General features: G+C 72.9%; 15 protein-coding genes and 2 tRNA genes. 5 read left to right on the top strand and 12 right to left on the bottom strand.

Annotated features, from left to right (window positions below; all coding sequences use genetic code 11):
* Window positions 1–24: 24 nt before the first annotated feature.
* Both ACRAKJ_RS05735 and ACRAKJ_RS05740 read left to right on the top strand, forming a co-directional pair.
* Window positions 25–696, top strand: coding sequence for a hypothetical protein (locus ACRAKJ_RS05735; RefSeq protein ID WP_438919345.1), 672 nt, complete (start codon window positions 25–27; stop codon window positions 694–696).
* Window positions 697–833: 137 nt separating this feature from the next.
* Window positions 834–2,999, top strand: coding sequence for an NB-ARC domain-containing protein (locus tag ACRAKJ_RS05740; protein ID WP_447008892.1), 2,166 nt, complete (start codon window positions 834–836; stop codon window positions 2,997–2,999).
* On the opposite strand, the gene ACRAKJ_RS05745 is transcribed toward ACRAKJ_RS05740, so the two are convergent.
* Both ACRAKJ_RS05745 and ACRAKJ_RS05750 read right to left on the bottom strand, forming a co-directional pair.
* The gene (locus tag ACRAKJ_RS05745) at window positions 2,925–3,350 is read right to left on the bottom strand and encodes a hypothetical protein (RefSeq protein ID WP_438919343.1); all 426 of its coding nucleotides are present in this window, start codon (window positions 3,348–3,350) and stop codon (window positions 2,925–2,927) included. The two genes, ACRAKJ_RS05740 and ACRAKJ_RS05745, sit on opposite strands and share 75 nt — an antisense overlap.
* Window positions 3,347–4,546, bottom strand: a complete 1,200-nt coding sequence (locus ACRAKJ_RS05750; RefSeq protein WP_438919342.1) for a hypothetical protein — start codon at window positions 4,544–4,546, stop codon at window positions 3,347–3,349. The genes ACRAKJ_RS05745 and ACRAKJ_RS05750 overlap by 4 nt, the downstream gene beginning before the upstream one ends.
* Window positions 4,547–4,745: 199 nt before the next feature.
* Between ACRAKJ_RS05750 and ACRAKJ_RS05755 the strand changes: the two genes are divergently transcribed.
* Complete coding sequence (locus ACRAKJ_RS05755; RefSeq protein WP_438919341.1) at window positions 4,746–7,739, top strand: BTAD domain-containing putative transcriptional regulator; 2,994 nt, start codon at window positions 4,746–4,748, stop codon at window positions 7,737–7,739.
* A gap of 489 nt (window positions 7,740–8,228) precedes the next feature.
* On the opposite strand, the gene ACRAKJ_RS05760 is transcribed toward ACRAKJ_RS05755, so the two are convergent.
* Window positions 8,229–8,301: transfer RNA gene (locus tag ACRAKJ_RS05760), tRNA-Lys, on the bottom strand.
* A 296-nt stretch (window positions 8,302–8,597) separates the two neighbouring features.
* Between ACRAKJ_RS05760 and ACRAKJ_RS05765 the strand changes: the two genes are divergently transcribed.
* Window positions 8,598–9,743 carry an Ig-like domain-containing protein gene (locus tag ACRAKJ_RS05765; RefSeq protein ID WP_438919340.1) on the top strand — a complete coding sequence of 382 codons (1,146 nt, stop codon included), beginning with the start codon at window positions 8,598–8,600 and terminating at the stop codon, window positions 9,741–9,743.
* Window positions 9,744–9,759: 16 nt separating this feature from the next.
* Here the strand turns inward: ACRAKJ_RS05765 and ACRAKJ_RS05770 are convergent, their stop codons facing one another.
* The 4 genes from ACRAKJ_RS05770 to ACRAKJ_RS05785 form a co-directional block, all read right to left on the bottom strand.
* Window positions 9,760–11,400 carry an ATP-binding cassette domain-containing protein gene (locus ACRAKJ_RS05770; protein WP_438919339.1) on the bottom strand — a complete coding sequence of 547 codons (1,641 nt, stop codon included), beginning with the start codon at window positions 11,398–11,400 and terminating at the stop codon, window positions 9,760–9,762.
* A 57-nt stretch (window positions 11,401–11,457) separates the two neighbouring features.
* Window positions 11,458–11,533, bottom strand: a tRNA-His gene (locus ACRAKJ_RS05775).
* A 63-nt stretch (window positions 11,534–11,596) separates the two neighbouring features.
* A complete protein-coding gene (gene orn / locus ACRAKJ_RS05780) occupies window positions 11,597–12,208 on the bottom strand; it encodes an oligoribonuclease (protein WP_438919338.1) in 612 nt (203 codons plus the stop codon).
* 69 nt (window positions 12,209–12,277) lie between these two features.
* The gene (locus ACRAKJ_RS05785; protein ID WP_438919337.1) at window positions 12,278–13,567 is read right to left on the bottom strand and encodes an MFS transporter; all 1,290 of its coding nucleotides are present in this window, start codon (window positions 13,565–13,567) and stop codon (window positions 12,278–12,280) included.
* A 71-nt stretch (window positions 13,568–13,638) separates the two neighbouring features.
* Here ACRAKJ_RS05785 and ACRAKJ_RS05790 point away from each other — a divergent pair, with 71 nt between their 5' ends.
* Window positions 13,639–14,613 (top strand): helix-turn-helix domain-containing protein, encoded by a 975-nt coding sequence (locus tag ACRAKJ_RS05790; RefSeq protein ID WP_438919336.1) that lies wholly within the window; start codon window positions 13,639–13,641, stop codon window positions 14,611–14,613.
* A gap of 46 nt (window positions 14,614–14,659) precedes the next feature.
* On the opposite strand, the gene ACRAKJ_RS05795 is transcribed toward ACRAKJ_RS05790, so the two are convergent.
* The 5 genes from ACRAKJ_RS05795 to ACRAKJ_RS05815 form a co-directional block, all read right to left on the bottom strand.
* A complete protein-coding gene (locus ACRAKJ_RS05795) occupies window positions 14,660–16,195 on the bottom strand; it encodes a PH domain-containing protein (RefSeq protein ID WP_438919335.1) in 1,536 nt (511 codons plus the stop codon).
* A gap of 59 nt (window positions 16,196–16,254) precedes the next feature.
* Window positions 16,255–16,746 carry a PH domain-containing protein gene (locus ACRAKJ_RS05800; RefSeq protein WP_438919334.1) on the bottom strand — a complete coding sequence of 164 codons (492 nt, stop codon included), beginning with the start codon at window positions 16,744–16,746 and terminating at the stop codon, window positions 16,255–16,257.
* Window positions 16,747–16,804: 58 nt separating this feature from the next.
* On the bottom strand, window positions 16,805–16,957 hold the full coding sequence (locus tag ACRAKJ_RS05805; RefSeq protein WP_438919333.1) for a hypothetical protein: 153 nt from the start codon (window positions 16,955–16,957) through the stop codon (window positions 16,805–16,807).
* Between the two features lie 301 nt (window positions 16,958–17,258).
* A complete protein-coding gene (locus tag ACRAKJ_RS05810) occupies window positions 17,259–18,839 on the bottom strand; it encodes an AMP-binding protein (protein ID WP_438919332.1) in 1,581 nt (526 codons plus the stop codon).
* Between the two features lie 147 nt (window positions 18,840–18,986).
* Window positions 18,987–19,184, bottom strand: coding sequence for a hypothetical protein (locus ACRAKJ_RS05815; protein WP_438919331.1), 198 nt, complete (start codon window positions 19,182–19,184; stop codon window positions 18,987–18,989).
* Window positions 19,185–19,310 lie beyond the last annotated feature (126 nt).

The following is a 19,310-nucleotide window of genomic DNA, read 5'->3' on the forward strand; positions in this document are numbered from 1 at the left end:
GGTCCCACGTGCCAGCCTCGCGCCGTGAGCCGGAACACGCAGCGCCCGAAGCGCCGATCGATCGTGGTGGTGAACCGTCCACTGGGGACGCCGCTGACCCCGGCCCAGCACCGAGTCGTCCTCCGCTGCCGCACCCTGCCGCAGCTGACCGACCCCCTCGAGGCCGAGCTGACCGTCAGCACCGCCGTGGCGGACGCCCGCCCGGACGAGGAGTTCTGGGCGGGCCTCATCGAGCACGCCGTGTCCTACCCGAGCCTCCGCAACCACGCCCTGCTGCGCGTCCTGGCCGCCACCCTCACCGGCCGCCCGCGCGACTGGGCCGCCGGCGCGGTCCTCCCGGCCACCCCGCCCCTGACCGCCGGGGGCGCCTGGATCTGCGACCGGTCGCTGGATGCGGGCTACCTGGCGCTGGTGTGCGACTACGCGTTCGCAGGGGACGAGCACGCGATGGTGTTCCTGATCGACGAGCTGTCGGGCGGTGTCGTGCGCAAGGCGTTCGTGACGCGGAACCACCTGGCCGCCCGGACCGACCTGGCCTCGAGGGGCGAGCTGACGGCGATCGGGACGGAGGCCGCGCACTGGCTCCTGGCCAGGTCCTACCACCGCCTCGACCGCGACACCCGGATGGCGGTCGACGTCGACGTGCAACGCACCAGACTGCTGGTCGACCGACGAATAGCGCTCGCTTTCAGGTGAGAATGCGGCGGATTGTGACGGTTCTCATCGCCCCGCTGGTCCGGTTGAATGTCGAGTTCGTTCGTTCAGGTCTTTATCGGGGTGTGTCCCGCGTCGTACGGTCGTGGTGGTCGGCAAGACACGCCACGGGGGTGCGTATGTCGCGATCGGGTGAGGCGCGGGACGGTCGCGACTGTGCCTACAACCTGCTGTCGGGCGAGGTCCGCGGCGGTGTCGTCCAAGCGGGTGAGGTGCACGGCGACATCGTGTTCCACACCGCACCGTCCACTCCGGTCCCGGTGCCGCGCCAATTGCTGGCCGCTCCGGCGCATTTCACCGATCGCCGTGACGAATTGACTCGATTGGGTGACTTCCTGGGGGAGAGCAGGAAGCGCGGGACGCGCATGCTCACGGTGCTCAGCGGTCCCGGTGGCATCGGCAAGACGGCGCTCGCGCTCCAGTGGGCGCACGAGGTGGGGGACCTGTTCGGCGACGGCCAGCTCTACGTGGACCTCGCCGGGTTCAGCGGCGCGCGGCCGGTCCTCCCGGAGGAGGCCCTGGGCCTGTTCCTGCGCGGTCTCGGCGTGTCGTCCCGCGAGGTGCCGGCGGACCTCGCCGAACAGGCCGCGCTGTACCGCTCGCTCACCGCGGACAAGAAGCTCCTCGTGCTGCTCGACAACGCCTACTCCGCGGCGCAGGTCAGGCCGCTCGCGCCGAACTCGCCCTCCAGCGCCGTCCTGGTGACCAGCCGCAGCCGGTTGACGGGCCTGGTCGCGGAGGGCGCGCGGCTGCTCGACGTCGGACCGCTGGCCGCGGCGTCGGCGCTGCGGTTGCTCGCCGAGGTCGTGGGCAGGCGCGTCGTCGACGAGCCCGACCCGGCCGAGGCCCTGGTGGACATGTGCGGCGGCCTGCCGATCGCGGTGCGGGTGGCCGCCGCGCGCCTCGCGACCAGGCCGCAGTGGTCCGTGCGGAAGGTGCTCGCCGAACTGGGCGACGAGCGCCGCCGGCTGTCGGTGCTGTCCGCGCCCGAGCTGTCCGTGCAGACGACGTTCGACCTCTCCTACCGGGCGCTCCGGTCGTCCGCGGCGGCCCTCTACCGCAGGCTCGCGCTGCACCCCGGTCGGGAGTTCGGCGCCCCGGTCGCCGCGTCGGTGCTGGACGGCGACGACGACCCGATGGCCTCCCTGGAGGAACTGGTGGACGGCAACCTCGTGGAACCGGTGGGGGAGGGCCGCTACCGGTACCACGACCTGCTGCGGCTGCACGCCCGGAACACGGCCGACGCCGAGGACGGCGCCGCCGCGCTGGAGCGGGTCGTGCGGCGGGTGGTCGAGTGGTACCTGGTGGGCGCCATGGCGGCCGACCGCGTCGTCACCCCGCACCGCAGGCGGCTGGAGTACGGGTTCACCACCGAGCCGCAGGACGTGCCGGGGTTCGCCGACCGGGAGTCCGCGCTGGCCTGGCTGGAGGAGGAACGGCCGAACCTGGTCGAGTGCGGTCGCGTCGCCTCGGAGAGGGGGTGGTGGGAACTCTCGTGGCAGCTCGCGGACGTCATGTGGCCGCTGCTGCTGCACAAGAAGCACTACCGGGACCGGCTGGAGATCGACGAACGGGGCGTCGAGGCCGGGCGGCGCTGGGGCAACGCGTTCGCGGAGTGGGAGATGCTCAAACGGCTCGGCATGGCGTGCACGACGCTGGGCCGCTACGACGAGGCGCGGGCGCACCTGGAGGCGTCCGCCGACCTCGCCCGGTCGATGGCGGACCCGTGGGCCACCGCCGCCGTGCGGGAGGCCTCCGCCCTGCTCGAGACCGAGCGCGGCAACCTCGCCGACGCGACCGCGCTGTTCGCCGGGCTGGCCGAGGACTACCGCGGGCTGTCCGCCGACCGGGCCCTCGGCCTCACGCTGGTCAACCTCGGCGCGGTGCTGTCCCGGCTCGGCAGGAGCGACGAGGCGACGGCCGCGCTCGACGAGGCCGAGGTCCTGCTGGGCGGACTGCCCGAGCCCGATCCCTACAACGCGGCGCGCGTCGTGGTGGCCCGGGCCGAGGCGCACCTGAGGGCGGACCGGCCGGCGCAGGCCGAACGTGCGGCACTCGACGCCGTGGAGGCGATGAACGCCCTCGGCTCGCCGAGGGGGGCGGCCGACGCGCACCGGTTGGCGGCGCAGGCGCTGGAGCGGTCGGGGAGGCCCGAGGAGGCCGCAGAGCACTGGGCACGGGCTCTGCGGCTCTACCGCGGCATCGGCTCCTCACGGGCGGCCGAGATCGCCCAGCGGCTCGACCGCCCCGACGGTGACCCCGAGCCACCCGCACGCGACGGTTGACCGCGCCGAGCGGTGCCGACCGCACCACACGGGCAGCCCTCGCCGCGACAGCGCGCGCAGGTCCAGGCGCGACACGTGCCAGGCGTAGAGCGACCGGGCGGCGGAGAGCACGGCCGCCTCGGCGTCGAGGCAGCGCGCCGCGACCCCGACCGGCCTCAACCCGACCACGTCGTCGAACTCGGTGCGCACGACCACCAGCGCGGGCGACACCGCGACGAGCAGGGCGGCGAACGGGTTGGCCTCCCGGAGCGACGCGGTCACCGCGCGCCCGTCCACCTCGGTCGCCGCGCACAGGACGACGTCGGCCAGGCCGTCCGACCCGGTCGACCAGCGCACGACGGGGTCGCTCACCGCATCCCTCCCAGCGGTGCCGGGACCGGGGGCACGGCGCGGTGGCGACCCGGTTCGGGGATGTCGAGCAGCCGGTACATGACCCGGCGCAGCTCGGCCGACGACCGGCCGGGCTGCGAGGTCAGCCGCTCGCGGACCGCCTCGCCCAGGGCCGCGGCCCGCGGTGCCGCCGCCTCGAACTGCTCGCGCACCGGGACCCCGGGCCGGAACCTCGGCGCGGTCCGGCGCAGCAGCTCGTGCGGCGACCCGCCGCTGGTCGCGCTCTGCACCGGCGGGGCCACCAGCACCACCGGCCGGTCGACGGCCGCCGCGTAGACGCCGACCGAGCCGTGGTCCGCGACGACCTGGTCCGAGGCGATGAGCGCGACCCGCCAGTCCACCTCCGGCCCCAGCACGACCAGGCCCGCCTCCCGGCACTCCGCGAGCCACGCGTCGACCTGGCGCCTGCCGTGGCCGAACCACGCGGCCGGGTGCACCAGCGCCATCACCCGAACCCCCCGCGGCGTCAGTTCCTCCAGCAGGCTGGGCAGCAGGTCCTCGAACCGCGCGAACAGCGAGTGCAGCCCCCACGTCGAACTGACCACGACGACCTCCTCCCCGGGCCGCACGCCCAGCGCGGCGCGGTACTCGTCCCGGCGCGGCAGGCTCGCCACCAGCCGGTCGTAGCACGGGTCCCCCGCCACCACCGCCACGTCGACCGCCTGCGGGCACTGCCGCCGCAGCACCTCCCGCTCGTCGTCGTGCGCGAGCACCACCGCGCTCGGCAGCACGCGGCCGTTGTGCACCAGGCGCTGCGCGTCCAAGCCGTAGACGACCTGCCCCTCGCCGGTGGCGAACGCCTTGCCGTAGCCCGCGCCGTGCGGCATCACCACCAACGGCGCGTGCACCTCGTGCAGCCCGCCGTAGGCCGCCGCGACGGCGAGGTCGAACCGCTCCCGGACCGCCATCTCCCACGGCAGCACCAGCCCGCCCTCGGCGTGCAGGAAGTCGGTGACCCCGTTGCCGAACGCGTCGGGCGCCTGCGTGAACACCACCTGCACCCTCGTGTCGCTCTCGATCAACTGCACGGCCTCCAACAGCCGCTGCCCGCTGGTGACCGTGTGCACCACCGCCAGCACCGACGAGCAGCCGGCGCGGCTCACCCACTGCGGCGCGTCGAGCCCTATCGGCACCCGCGGCCACTCCTGTCCTGTCATGCGCTCCCCCTCGCGTAGCAACCCTGGGGGAGAGGTTGACAGCCGGTTTTGCCGCGAACTTGCAGTTCGCTTGCACCCCGCCGATCGCCCCGGTCCGTGTCGCCGATTCGGACGAATAATGGTAGAAGTCCTACGGGAGATCTCAACCGTGAAGCACACTGGAGGCACAGGAACATCGGGCCAGCGAAAGGTGGCGCTGGTGGATCTCAAGATCATGGGCAAGACGCGATTACACATCGGCGGGAAAGATCACGACTTGGGGCCCGCCAAGCACCGCAGGATCCTCACAATGCTGCTCTACTACTTCCCCCGGTCCGTGCAGATCGACCGGATGGCGCAGGTCTTCTGGCCGGGGAGCACGCCTGAACAGGTGCGGAGCAGTCTCCAGCCGATCATCAGCAAGCTGCGGGCAATTCTGGCCAAATCCGGGACAGGTGCTTCCATATTGAAGGAGGGGCACGCGTACCGGCTTGTCGTCGAGCCGGCCGAGGCGGTGGACTACTATCGTTTCCGCAAATTGGCGGACCGAGGGCGAATGGCCGCACAGGCAGGTGACCACCGCGCCGCGAAGGAGTTGCTCCGCGAGGCGCTGGCGCTGTGGGACGGGCGCCCCCTGCAGGAAGTGGAAGGCGCCTGGGCCGATCGTTGCCGTGACCAGATGGAGACGTTCGACCGATTGCCCGCCTTCTACGCGCTGCTGGACTGCCAGCACCAGTTGGGCGAGCACCTGGAGGTCATGGCGGAGGCCGGGAGGCTGACCGCCACGCTCGCGCCCGACGAGGCGTTCGCCGGGTTGTACATGCGTTCCCTGGACGCGCTGGGCCGCTACTCGGCGGCGCTCGACTTCTACGCCGCGTTCTGCCGCAGGCTCTTCGAGCACATCGGTGCGGAACCGGGCCCGCAACTGCGCGACCTCTACCGCTCGATCCTGCGCAAGCAGGAGAGCACGGCGTCCGCGAGCGCCACACCGCCGCACCAGATCCCGCCCCCCGCGCGCAACTTCATCGGCCGCGAGGACCTGCTGGCCGAACTCGACGCGCTGCTCGACGGTGACGGCGGCGGTGGCCGCGTGGTCGCCCTCCACGGGATGCCGAGCGTCGGCAAGAGCCAACTGGCGCTCAAGTGGGCGGCGCGCCGCCTCGGCAGCTTCCCGGACGGCAACCTGTACGTCGAACTGCGGGGGTACAGCGCCGGCACGCCGGTCGCGGCCGACGACGTGCTCGCCTTCCTGCTCCGCTCGCTCGGCGCCGAGCGGATACCGGCCACCGGCGACGAGCGCAGGCTCGAACTGCGCCGGATCATCGGCGGTCGTCGGCTGCTGATCCTGCTCGACGACGCGCACGAGAGCACGCAGGTGCGACCGGTGCTCGCCGCGACACCGAACTGCGTCACGATCATCACCAGCCGCACGCGCCTGTTCGGACTGGGCGTCCTCGACCACGTCGACCTGAAGTCCGTGCCGCCGCTGTCCGCGTCCGAGTCGGTCTCGTTGCTGCGCAAGGAGATCGGCCGCACCCGCGCCGACGAGGACCCCTCGGCGGTGCGCGACCTGGCGGGCCTCGTCGGCGGCCTGCCCCTGGGACTGCGGATCATCGCGCAGCAGGTCGTCCACCGCCCCGGCACGTCGATCGCCGACCTGGCCGAGGAGTTCCGCGGCCACGACGGCCTGGGCGTCCTGGGCGACGTGCACGACAGCGACGACGAGAGCGCCACGCTGCCCGTCGCGTTCTCGTGGTCCTTCCGCTACCTTCCCGCCGACACCGCGCACGTCTTCCGCCTCCTGGGGCTGAACCCGACGACCGAGTTCGGCGTCGACGTGGTGAGCGCGCTGCTCGGGGAGCCCGCGGAGGTCGTGGCCGCCCACCTCGGCGTGCTGGTCCGGCACAACCTGCTCGACCACGGCACCGCGCCGCGGCGCTTCCGGCTGCACGACACCCTGCACGGCTTCGCGCTGCTCCTGGTGCGCAGGGACGAACCCACGCAGGTCCGCACGAGCGCGTTGAAGAGGATGCTGGACTGGTTCCTGGCGTCCTCGGGTGTCGCGGCTCACGAACTCGACCCGCAGACCTCACCGGTGCCCCCACTGGCCGGGATGTCCGCCACCGCGGTCTCGCTGAACGGTCAGGCCGAGGCGTTGAAGTGGTTGAGCGACGAGCGGGCGAACCTGGTCGCGGCCGTGTCCCTCGCCGTGCGGCACGGCTTCCACGACCACGCCTGGCGGATTTCCGCGAACTTCCACGAGGCGTACGACCGCTCCGGTTACTACGAGGACTTCCTCATCAGTCACCGGGTGGCGTTGAAAGCCGCGACCGCGCTGGGCGACCTCGAAGCGATCAGCGGCACCCACAGCAACCTCGGAATGGTCCTGTACCGCCTGGAGAGGTACGTCGAGGCGCGGGACCACTTCCACGCGGGTGTGGAGATCGCGGAGCGGATCGGCGCCCAGGAAATACAACTCATCTGCAACCACAACCTCGCGGGAATCCACCTCGCGCTGGGCGAGATCGCCTCGGCCATCGCGCTCTACCGGAGCACCCTCGAAGCGGTGCGGAAATCCGGGTACCGCGACGGCGAGGCGTACGCGCTCAACGAGTTGGCGAACGCCTACCGCAAAGCGGAGCAGGACGACCTGGCGTTGGGGCATTACTACGAGGCGCTGGAGATAAGGCGTTCCATAAGGCACCTGCGCGGCGTCGCGACCACGCTCACGAACCTCGGGACGCTGCACCTCAGCCGCGGGGAACTGGACCTGGCCCTGCTCCGCCTGGGCGAGGCGCTGGCGCTGCACCCCGTCGGGGGCGATCGGATCCGGACGGGGGAAGCGCTGGTCGCGATCACCGAGGTGGAGTACAACCTCGGCAGGCTGGACGAGGTCGTGGCCCACGCCGAGCAGGCGGTCGCGGTCTGCGACGCCATCGGCGCGCACGCGGGGCGCGGCCACGCCCTCCACCTGTGGGGCGACGCGCTGGCGGCCCTCGGCGGGGACGAGGACGAGGTCGAGGAGCTGTGGCGCCGGGCCGACGACGCCCTGCGCCAGAGCGGGAGCGTCGGTGCCCACGGTGTCGGTGCCCACGGCGTCGGCGAGCACCTGGCAGTGCGCGCCCGTGCCCGTGCGCCGATTCCGCTCCCGCGCTCGACCGACCCCCGTCCGGCCGCATCCCCATCACAGGAGGTGACAAGGCACGTGCCATGACTGGGTGTAGTTCACACTAAATAGTGAACTTCAAACCCTAAAGTGCATAATTAATTGACGCCGACTTGTTGTTGAGCAGTGCGGCTACGGGGTCCGTCCCTCTGATGGGGGACCCCTGCTTGAGGTCGCCCCAGTGGTCCGTGATCGAATGCGCCGTGCGCGAAATGACCAGCCGCCTTATGCGGAACGCTCGTGTTCTGATTGCCGGCGCCTTGACGAACCGCCACGTGCTCATGGTGGCCGGGGCGGTCTTGATGTGCTGGCCCGGCCGCATCGGCTGAAACCGCGGGAACCTCTGAGAGGGGAAGCAGTGGACATCCACTTACGCAAGACCCGAAGAACCTGCGTCGGAACGCCTGTGGCGCCGACGTGACCGGAGGGGCGGAGGCATTGCCTTCGCCCCCTGGGGGTGAAGTGCGGTTCACCGGATCGACATGCCGACAAAGCAATGAGGACCACCGGTGAACGGTGGCCCTCTTCGCTGTGCTGTGCGCCGCCAGGGACTCGAACCCCGAACCCGCTGATTAAGAGTCAGCTGCTCTGCCAGTTGAGCTAGCGGCGCTCGGACCTTGTTGCTCCGTCCGACGTGGAGAACATTAGCACAGCGTCTCTCCCGGCTCCCAATCGCCTGGTCAGAGCGGGTGTGCCCGCCTTCGTCCAGGGGGAACTTCGCCTTGGTAACGATCCAGTATCACGGGCAACACCGTCAACCCTCGGGGCGTCACCTTGTCAGGGGACACCGAAGTGCCCGCCTACGGGCAGTGCCGGTGTTCTGGGGACTTGAGCGGAGGACGTGTGATGGCTCGTAGCCGGGGGGCGCGCGGAGCGCTGGGGATCGTCGCGGTGGGGTTGGTCGCGATGTTGGTCACAAGTTGCTCGTCGGGGTCGGCGAGCACGGAGAGCGCCGGGGGCGGGACCTCGACCTCCGCGTCGACCTCGTCCGCGCCGCCGCCCAAGCCCGTGGCGCTGAGCACCGGGCCCGCGGACGCGGCGGTCGACGTGCCGCCCGGGCAGCCGGTCGTCGTCACGGCGACGGACGGCAAGCTGACCTCCGTCACGCTGACCAACCCGGAGGGCAAGGCGGTCGCCGGGCAGGTGAGCCCGGACGGTCTCCAGTGGACCAACACCGAACCGCTGGGCTACCAGAAGACCTACACCCTCTCGGTGACGGGCCAGGGCTCGGACGGCGCGCCGGTCACGAAGAACTCGACGTTCACCACCGTCAAGCCGCGCACGCTGACCTACCTGTCGGTCACGCCGCTCGACGGCGCGGTGGTCGGCATCGGCCAGCCGCTGGCGTTCTCCTTCGACGAGCCGATCGCCGACAAGGCGGCGGCCGAGGCGATGATCTCCATCACCACGGAGCCCAAGGTCGAGGGCGCCTTCTACTGGTTCGACGAGAAGACCGTCCACTGGCGCCCGCGGGACTACTGGACGCCCGGCACCAAGATCACCGTCAACGCGAAGGTCTACGGCAAGCACGTGGGCAACGGCGTGTACGGCGAGGAGGACCGGCTCGTCACGGCGACCATCGGCGACGCGGTGGTCCACGAGGCGGACGGCGCCGCGCACCAGGTCGTCACCAAGGTCAACGGCCAGGTCGTGCGCACCATGCCCACCTCGATGGGCGACGCGCAGAACCCGACGCCGACCGGCACGTACGTGCTGATGGAGAAGCACGCCGACATGACCATGGACTCCCGCACGTACGGCCTGTCGCTGGAGGCGGGCGGGTACGTGACGCCGGTGAAGTGGGCGTTCCGGATGTCCAACAGCGGCATCTTCTTCCACGGCGCGCCGTGGTCCGTCGGCGACCAGGGGCACCGCAACGTCAGCCACGGCTGCCTGAACCTGTCGCTGGAGAACGCCCGGTGGGTGTTCGAGAACTCCAAGCAGGGCGACGTCGTCGTGGTGACCAACAGCGGCGGGCCGGCGCTGCAGTCGTGGGACGGGTTCGGCGACTGGCAGATCCCGTGGGAGCAGTGGGTCAAGGGCAACCGCTAGCCCCCGGCGGGGAGCGCTAGAGCACCAGGTCGGTCACGCGGCCCGCCGCCACTTCCAGGCGGCGGGTCGTGCGCACCGCGGTGAGCATCCGCCGGTCGTGGGTGACCAGCAGCAGCGTGCCGGTGTAGGACTCCAGGGCCGCTTCGAGCTGCTCGATCGCGGGCAGGTCGAGGTGGTTCGTCGGCTCGTCCAGCACGAGCAGGTTCACGCCGCGCGCCTGGAGCAGGGCCAGCGCGGCCCGGGTGCGCTCACCGGGCGACAGGGACGCGGCGGGCCGCAGCACGTGCGCCGCCCGCAGCCCGAACTTCGCCAGCAGCGTGCGCACGTCGGCGGGCACGAGGTCGGGCACGGCCGCGCCGAACGCGTCCAGCAGCCCCTCGGGGCCCAGGAACAGCCCGCGCGCCTGGTCGACCTCGCCCACGACCACCCCGGAGCCCAGGGACGCCGACCCGGACGTCACCGGCACCCGCCCCAGCAGGGCACCGAGCAGGGTGGACTTGCCCGCGCCGTTCGCGCCGGTGATGGCGACCCGGTCGGCCCAGTCCACCTGGAGGTCGACGGGGCCGAGGGTGAAGTCGCCCCGGGTCACCACGGCCGACCGCAGCACCGCCACCACCGAGCCGGAGCGGGGCGCGGCGGCGATCTCCATCCGCAGCTCCCACTCCTTGCGGGGTTCCTCCACGACGTCCAGCCGCTCGATGAGCCGCTCGGTCTGCCGGGCCTTGGCGGCCTGCTTCTCGGTGGCCTCGGTGCGGAACTTGCGGCCGATCTTGTCGTTGTCGGGGGCCTTGCGGCGGGCGTTCTTGACGCCCTTCTCCATCCAGGACCGCTGCGTGCGGGCGCGGTCCTCCAGCCCGGAGCGGGTGTTCGCGTACTCCTCGTACTCCTCGCGGGCGTGCCGGCGGGCCACCTCGCGCTCCTCCAGGTACGCCTCGTACCCGCCGCCGTAGGTGCGCACCTGCTGCTGGGCCAGGTCCAGCTCCACGACCCGGGTGACGGTGCGCGCCAGGAACTCGCGGTCGTGCGACACCAGCACGGCACCCGCCCGCAGCCCGGTGACGAACGCCTCCAGCCGGGCCAGGCCGTCGAGGTCCAGGTCGTTCGTCGGCTCGTCGAGCAGGAACACGTCGTACCGGCTGAGCAGCAACGACGCCATGCCGGCGCGGGCCGCCTGGCCGCCGGAGAGCGCCGTCATCGGCTGGTCGAGCGACACGCCGAGCCGGAGCGACGCGGCGATCTCCTCGGCCCGCTCGTCGAGGTCCGCGCCGCCGAGGGCCAGCCACCGCTCCAGCGCCGCCGAGTAGGTGTCGTCGTGGTCCTCGCCCGCGGTGAGCAGCTCGGTGGCCCGGTCGAGGGCGACCTGCGCGTCGGCGACGCCGGTGCGGCGGGCCAGGAACGCGCGGACCGTCTCGCCGGGACGCCGTTCGGGCTCCTGCGGCAGGTGGCCGACGGTGGCCGTGGTGGGGGAGAGGCGGACCACGCCCTCCTCGGCGGGCAGCAGCCCGGCCAGGGTGCGCAGGAGGGTGGACTTCCCCGCGCCGTTCGCCCCGACGAGACCCACCACGTCGCCAGGGGCGACCACGAGGTCGAGACCGGAGAACAGCACGCGGTCGCCGTGCCCGGCGGCCAGGTCCTTCGCGACGAGCGTGGCGCTCACGACAACTCCTTGCACAAGGAAGACGCCCCCCGACGAGGCGTCGGGGGGCGTTCCGCTTGGGGTGAGTGACGGGACTTGAACCCGCGACACCTGGGATCACAACCCAGTGCTCTACCGACTGAGCTACACCCACCAAGGCCGGTCGACCCGGCGGGGAGAAGCATACAGTGCCCTCCCACCGAGTTCGAAATCGGCCCTACCCGAGACCGTCGGCGGCCAGGAGTTCGCTGGCCACGGCCTGTGCCTGCTCCGAGGTCGGGCCCGGCTGGGGCACGAACGCGGTGCGCCGGTAGTACGCCAGCTCCCGGATGGACTCCCGGACGTCGGCGAGCGCCCGGTGCGCGAGGCCCTTGCCCGGCTGCGCGTAGTAGATGCGCGGGTACCAGCGCCGGCACAGCTCCTTGATCGACGACACGTCGACCATCCGGTAGTGCAGGTGGGCGTCCAGCTCCGGCATGTCGCGGGCGATGAAACCGCGGTCGGTGGCGATCGAGTTGCCCGCCAGCGGCGCGGTGCGCGGGTCGGGGACCCACTCCTTGACGTAGGCGAGCACCAGGGCCTCGGCCTCGGCGAGCGACACGGTCGACCGCCGCACCTCCTCGGTCAGGCCCGACTTGGCGTGCATCTGCACCACGACGTCCGGCATCGAGTCGAGCGCGGTGTCGTCGGCGTGGATCACCACGTCGACCCCCTCGCCGAGCACGTTCAGCTCGGCGTCGGTCACCAGCGCCGCGATCTCGATCAGGGCGTCCTTGCCGAGGTCGAGGCCGGTCATCTCGCAGTCGATCCACACCAGTCGATCCATCACCCGCGCGAGCCTAGTCGCCCGGTGGGCGCGGGTCCGTGCCGCTCGGGGTGGAGGTCGCTACCGATCTCATCACGCCCGCACCGGGTCGACCTCGGGCTCGACCGGCCGCTGCCGCCGGCCCCGGACCTTCATCGACAGGAACGCGGCGGCGATGCTGAGCAGTCCGGCCACGTACCAGGCGGGCGCGTAGTTCCCGAAGTGGTCGCGGGTGAGGCCGGCGGCGGTGGCGGCGATCGCGGCGCCGATCTGGTGCGAGGCGAACACCCAGCCGAACACGACGGGCGCGGACAGGCCGAACACCTCGCGGCACAGGGCCACGGTCGGCGGCACGGTGGCCACCCAGTCGAGGCCGTAGAAGATGATGAACACGAGCATCGACGGGTGCACCGAGTCGTGGAACAGCTGCGGCAGCACGAGCAGCGACGCGCCGCGCAGGGCGTAGTACACGGCCAGCAGGACGCGGCTGTCGACGCGGTCGGTGAGCCAGCCGGACAGCACGGTGCCGGCGATGTCGAACACGCCGACGAGCGCGAGCAGGCCTGCGGCCGTCGTGGTGGGCATCCCGTGGTCGTGCGCGGCGGGGATGAAGTGGGTGCCGACCAGCCCGTTGGTGGTGGCGCCGCAGATGGCGAACCCGGCGGCGAGGAACCAGAACGGGCCGGTGCGCGCGGCGGAGGTCAGCGCGCCGATCGCGCGGCGGGCGGCCCCCGGCCCGGTCGCCGGGACGGGCACGACCTCGGTGCCGCCGTAGGGCGGGACGCCGACGTCGGCGGGGTGCTCGCGCAGGAACAGCAGCACCAGCGGCACGACCGCGAGGGCCGCCACCGACACCACCAGGGACGCCGAGCGCCAGCCCGACGTCTCCGACAGCGCGGCCACGACGGGCAGGAACACGAGCTGGCCCGTCGCGCCGCCCGCGGTGAGGACGCCGGTGACCAGCCCGCGGTGCTTGACGAACCAGCGGCCGGTGATGGTCGCGACGAACGCGAGCGCCATCGAGCCGGTGCCCAGGCCGACCAGCACGCCCCAGAACAGCACGAGCTGCCACGCGGTGGTCATGAACACGGTCAGGCCGCTGCCCACGGCGACGAGCGTCAGCGCGAACGCCACGACCCGGCGGACGCCGAAGCGCTCCATCAGGGCGGCGGCGAACGGCGCGGTGAGGCCGAAGAGCAGCAGGTTGACCGACACGGCGAGGCCGATGGTGCCGGTGGACCAGCCGAACTCCTCCTTGAGCGGTTCGATCAACGCGCCCGGCGTGGCGCGGAAGGCCGCCGCGCCGACGAGTGCGACGAACGCGACCCCCGCGACCACCCACGCCCAGTTCTGCTTGCTGCTGACACCACCAGGAAGGCTCACGCCGAGAAGGGTGCGTGACCGGGCCGCCCGAGGAAAGTGGCCTGATGGCCATCATGTGCAAGAATCGGGCCATGGAGCGCCGTCACCTGATCGCCGTGCTCGCCCTGGACCAGGTCGTCGGCTTCGACCTGGGCACGCCGACGCAGGTCTTCAACGCCGCCCGCGACGAGGACGGCCGGCGGTTCTACGACGTGCGGGTGTGCACGCCGGGCAGCGCCCCGGTGCGCAGCTCGGCCGGGTTCACGATCACCCCGGACCACGGCCTGGAGCTGCTCGCCGAGGCGGACACGGTGGTCGTCTCGGGCATCAGCCACGGCTCCTCGGTGCTGGCCGAGGGCGTGCTCGACCCCGGGGTGCGCGACGCCCTGCGCTCCGCCGCCGCACGGGGCGCGCGGGTGATGTCCATCTGCACGGGCGCGTTCGTGCTCGCCGCCGCCGGCCTGCTCGACGGCAGGCGGGCCACCACGCACTGGGCGCACGCGGACAACTTCCGCCGGCTGTTCCCGCACGTCGACCTCGACCCGGACGTGCTGTTCGTCGACGGGGGCGACGTGCTCACCTCGGCGGGCGTCGGCGCGGGCGTGGACCTGTGCCTGCACCTGATCCGCGGTGACCACGGCAGCGAGGTCGCGAACATGGCGGCCCGCCGCTGCGTCGTCCCGCCGTGGCGGCCGGGCGGCCAGTCCCAGTACATCGTGCGCCCGGTCCCGGAGGTCACCGACACCTCCACGGCGGCGGCCCGCGCGTGGGCGCTGGAGCACCTGGCGGAACCGCTCGACCTGCGCGCCCTGGCCGACCGGGCGCGGATGAGCGTGCGCACCTTCACCCGCCGGTTCCGCGAGGAGACCGGCGTGAGCCCCGGCAAGTGGATCACCCAGCAGCGCGTGGAGCGGGCCCGCCACCTGCTGGAGACCACGGACCTGGCGATCGACCAGGTGGCGCGGCACGCCGGGTTCGGCACGGGCGCGGCCCTGCGCCAGCAGATGAGCGCGACGCTGGGCGTGGCGCCGAGCGTGTACCGCACCACGTTCCGCTCGGCCGGCTAACGCCCACCGCCACCGGCCGTTCCGTCCACATCGGACGGGACGTGGCTCACCGCCGAGGCGCTCCCCGCTCCAGGAAGGGGCGCAGGAGGTCGGGCACGGCGGCGTCGGCCAGGGCCAGGCCGTCGACCTCCCCGATGTCGACCGCGTGGTACGCGCCGTCGCCCGCCGCCGTGGTGGCCGAGACGGTGAGGAGGTTCGCGCGGCGCTGGAAGAACGAGCGGGAGAAGCGCCAGCCGATGATGCCGGTGCGCTGGAGCGCGACGGTCTCGCGGATCGCGGAACCCTGGCGGACGACCAGGTGGCGGTCGGTGAGCGCGTGGCCGAGGGAGCGGTAGCGGTCCCAGCCCAGCAGCGCGGAGAACGGGACGAGCGCCAGCACCACCTGCCACGTCCAGGCGGGCGCGAACCAGGCCAGGGCGGCGGCGAGCACGAGCAGCGGCACGACGGCGCGCACGAGCCGCCTGCGCAGGGCGGCGAACGGGTGCCGGCGCAGCGGGGCCAGCGTCGGCGGCGGGTCCTGCCGCAGGACGGTCGCCGACACGCGATGAGCTTCGGCGACCGGGGCGGCGGGCAGCAGCAGGCTGCTCTCCCCCTTGCGCCCCAGGCCGGTGGTGACGGTCCGGGCGTGCGCGCCGCGACCGGCGCGCAGCAGCAGCGGTTCCACGAGCTCCACGCCGCGCAGCCGCTGCTCGGCCACGGACACCGAGCGCGTGGTGAGCAGCCCGCGCTGGACGCGCACGGTGTCGTCGGGCTCGCGGGTCAGCCGGTAGCCCCAGAACTGCACGACGTAGACGAGGACCGAGCCGAGGGTGGCGATCAGCGCCACGACCCCGGTGACGAGCGCGACGGTGAGCAGCACGGGCTGGTCGACCACCCAGTGCGCGGCGTCGGTCAGCGGGCCGAGGACCTCGACCTCCAGCTCCCGCGCGAAGTTCATCGCGAACCCGAACAGCGCGCCCGCCGCGACCAGCCCGGACAGCGTCAGCGGGGCGTAGCGCAGCCAGCGGTTGTCCCACGTGGACAGGACGACGCCGGGGCGCGCTTCCTCCTGCGGCGCCGCGCTTTCCGGGCGGGCGACGGTGAGCAGCAGCACGCGCAGCCGCTCGGCCTCGGCCGAGGACACCGCGTCCAGCGTCAGCCCGTCCTCGCCCGGCTGGTCGCGCTGCCCGGTGCCGACGCGGACGGCGGACAGCCCGAACAGCCGGTGGCCCAGCTTCGCGGTCAGGTCGACGGTGCGGATGCGGTCGCGCGGCACGGCGAGGCGCTTGCGCACGAACAGGCCGGTGCGCAGCTCCACCTGCTCGGCGGTGATGCGGTACCGGGTGGTGACCCAGCGCAGCAGGCCGAACAGCACGATCGCCACGACCAGGCCGACGCTGGTCAGGATGCGCCACGCCTCACCGGTGCCGAGCACCAGCAGGCCGACGAGCAGCGGCACGAGGCCCAGCAGCTCGTTGAGGGGCCGCACGATGAGCATCCGCACGTCGAGGCGGTGCCAGTCGACGACCGGCTCGACGTACTCGGGGGCGGCGGGCAGGTCGACGGGTGGCAGGCCGGTGGGGGACAGGCCGGTGGGTGGCAAGCCGGTGGGTGGCAAGCCGGCGGACGGGGCGGGTGGCGGACCCGGGGGCACGTCGGCGGTCACGTGGCGTCACCGGGCGTGGCCTGCGTCGTGGTGGTCAGCTCGTCGGCCAACCGGACCGCGTCGTCGCGGTCGAGGCCCTCGATGTGCACGGGACCGGCGGCCGACGCGGTGGTGACCGTGACCGTGGAGAGCCCCAGCAGCTGCTGGAGCGGCCCGCGCTTGGTGTCCACGGTCTGGATGCGGGACACCGGGGCGATGCGCCACTCCTGGTTGAGCCAGCCGGCCAGGGTGTAGACGGCGTCCGGGGTGGCCTCCCAGCGGTGCACCCGGTACCGCCAGCGCGGCATGACCAGGGTGTGCGCGGTGCCCAGGACCAGGGTCGCGACCGCGGCGGCGACCTGCCACGGCGACCGGGTGAACACCAGGGCGACCACCTGGGGGACCAGCAGCACCAGCCAGCCGATCAGCGCGTGGAGGGTCCAGAGGGTGATCGACTTGCGGCTCACCTGGTGCCGCGGCGCACGCAGGCGCAGGACTTCGCTGCTCACACCGTCCACTGTGCCTCAAGGCCGGGCCCGCGCGTGCGCGAACCCGGCCCTGAGGGGGTCACGGCTGTGCCGAGTAGGGCGGCTGGAAGACCTTCGAGGCATCCGCCGTCGAGGTGTCCACGGCGGCCGCGGTGGGCGCGCCGACGACGACCGCGAGGCCGGCGCAGAGTGCCAGCGCCGCCAGGAACTTGCGCAGGGAGGGCACGACCATCGTCGAACTCCGTTCGATAGGGCGCGGTGCGTCACGGGCGAGGGGGCGCGCCGCGGGACACCCGCCGGTGGTGGCGCGTCCGAACCTCATCGCACCACCGCCGCTTCGTCGGGGAACGCAGGGGGAAGCGTCCAAGCGGAGCATGGCACACCGGGTCAGCGCGGTCATCACCCACTTTCGTCGTTGTCCGCCGGGAATACCCGGGAATACCTTCGGGGTGACCACCGGGCGGCGGACGGCGCTTCGGCACGGCGCAGCTCGCGCGGGGACCGCCACCGGCCGCCCCCGTCGACGGGGGTGCTCACCCCAGCTCGCGCTTCAGGACCTTCCCGGTGGCGTTGCGGGGCAGCGCGTCGAGGAACACGACCTCGCGCGGCACGGAGAACCTGGCCAGGTTGTCGCGCACGTGCCCGCGCACCGCGTCGGCGTCGAGCGACCCGGGTTCCTCGGGCACCACGTACGCGGCCAGGCGCTGCCCGAACTCCTCGTCGGGCACGCCGACGACGGCGACCTCGCGCACCCCGGTGAGGGCGGCCAGCAGGTCCTCGACCTCGCGCGGGTACACGTTCTCGCCGCCGGAGACGATCATCTCGTCGTCGCGGCCCACCACGAACAGCAGGCCGTCGTCGTCGCGGTGGCCGAGGTCGCCGGTGGCCATGAGGCCGTCCCGCACCTCCTTGCCGCCGCCGTGGGTGTAGCCGTCGAACAGCATCCCGTTGGCCACGAAGATGCGGCCGGTGGTGCCCGGCGGCACGGCGGCGCCGTCCTCGTCGAGGATCGCCAGGCGGGTGCCGCGCGGCGGCAGGCCCGCCGTGCCGGGTCGGCGGGCCAGCTCGTCGGGGCGGGCGATGCTCACCCACGACACCTCGGTGGAGCCGTAGAGGTTGTAGAGCACGGGGCCCAGCTCGGCCAGGCAGCGGCGGGCCACCGGCGGCGGCAGCGCCGAGCCGCTGGAGGCGACGACCCGCAGCGACGGCACGTGCGGTCGCTCCGGCTGCTCCAGGACCCGTTGGAGCATCACGGGCACGACGAACAGCGCGTCGGCGTCGTGGTCGCGCACGTCGGCGAGGACGAGCGCGGGGTCGAACCTCCGGCGCAGCACGAGCGTCGCGCCCAGCACCAGGGCGATCTGGAACGCGGCGAGGCCCCAGGTGTGGAACAGCGGCGCGGGCACGGCGAACCGGTCGCCCGCCCTCAGCGGGATGCGCGAGAGCAGCGCGGCGGCCGGGGTGAGGCTCGCCGGCTCGGGCCGCCTGGCCCCCTTGGGCGCGCCGGTCGTGCCGGAGGTCAGCACGACCAGCCGGCCGCGCGGCGGGCGCGCGGGCAGGCGGGTGGCGGGGGAGGAGGCGATGAGCTGCTCCAGGGTCGTGCCCCCGGAGGTGCCCTCGACCCACGCCACGACCCGGCGCACCTCGCCCGGCGCGTCCGCCAGCAGGTCGTGGAACTCGGTGTCGGCGACGACGACCGCCGCGTCCTGCTCGCGCAGCACGGTGGCGACCTGGCCCGCGCTCAGGCCGGTGTTGAGCAGCACCACGTGCGCGCCGAGCTTCACCGACGCGGTCACGGTCTCCACGAACCCGCGGTGGTTGCGGCACAGCACCGCGACCTTGGAGCCCGCGCGCACGCCCAGGCCGCGCAGGCCGTGGGCGAGGCGGGTGGTGCGCTCGTCGACCTCGGCGAAGGTCAGCGCGCCCAGGTCGTCGACGACCGCGGGCCGGTCGGGGTGCCGGGCCGCGCCGTGGGCGTAGCCGAAGGCGATCGTCAGGTCCCACCGGAGGTAGGCGCGCAGCACGCCGAGCAGCCGGCGCGGCGCCACGGGCCGCACGACCCCGGCGCGCACCAGCGTGACCAGGGCGCGCAGGGCTCCCGCGACGCGGTTCACCGCACGGCCCGGTGGTCGGGGCGCGCGAGCGGGCGCCCGCCGGTGGGACCTGTCGTTCCGGTGACGGGGTAGGTGCTCACGGTTCCGATACTGACACTACCTACCCGCGAGTAGGAAGAGTGCGGCGGAAAATCGGAACGGGCGGGATCAGTTTTCGGGGGTGCCGGACGCGTTCACCACCGCGTCGCGCAGGGCGGCCCGCAGGCGGCCCACCTCCAGCGGCGTGAGGACGGCGGCCTCGCCCGGCGGCACGGTCACCACCACGTGGCCCTGGCTCACGAAGACCGTCATGTCACGGCGCCGGGACGCGATGTCGCGGCAGGTGATCTGCCACTCCTTGCTCATGCTCACGTTCCCTCTACCTCCCACTGTCCCGACACGGGTGCTCGGACCGCCCGGGCGCTCGCGGAGAGGAGACGCACGCGGGTCGGTGCCATGACGGTGAAACCGCCGGGCAGTTGTGCCGAGCTG

This window comes from Saccharothrix sp. DSM 118769 (genome assembly GCF_052936295.1).

Coding starts and splice junctions, on each gene's coding strand:
- ACRAKJ_RS05790 (WP_438919336.1), top strand. CDS start 13,639: ATGGAGCGCCGTCACCTGATCGCCGTGCTCGCCCTGGACCAGGTCGTC.
- ACRAKJ_RS05765 (WP_438919340.1), top strand. CDS start 8,598: ATGTTGGTCACAAGTTGCTCGTCGGGGTCGGCGAGCACGGAGAGCGCC.
- ACRAKJ_RS05805 (WP_438919333.1), bottom strand. CDS start 16,957: ATGGTCGTGCCCTCCCTGCGCAAGTTCCTGGCGGCGCTGGCACTCTGC.
- ACRAKJ_RS05815 (WP_438919331.1), bottom strand. CDS start 19,184: ATGAGCAAGGAGTGGCAGATCACCTGCCGCGACATCGCGTCCCGGCGC.
- ACRAKJ_RS05740 (WP_447008892.1), top strand. CDS start 834: ATGTCGCGATCGGGTGAGGCGCGGGACGGTCGCGACTGTGCCTACAAC.
- ACRAKJ_RS05750 (WP_438919342.1), bottom strand. CDS start 4,546: ATGACAGGACAGGAGTGGCCGCGGGTGCCGATAGGGCTCGACGCGCCG.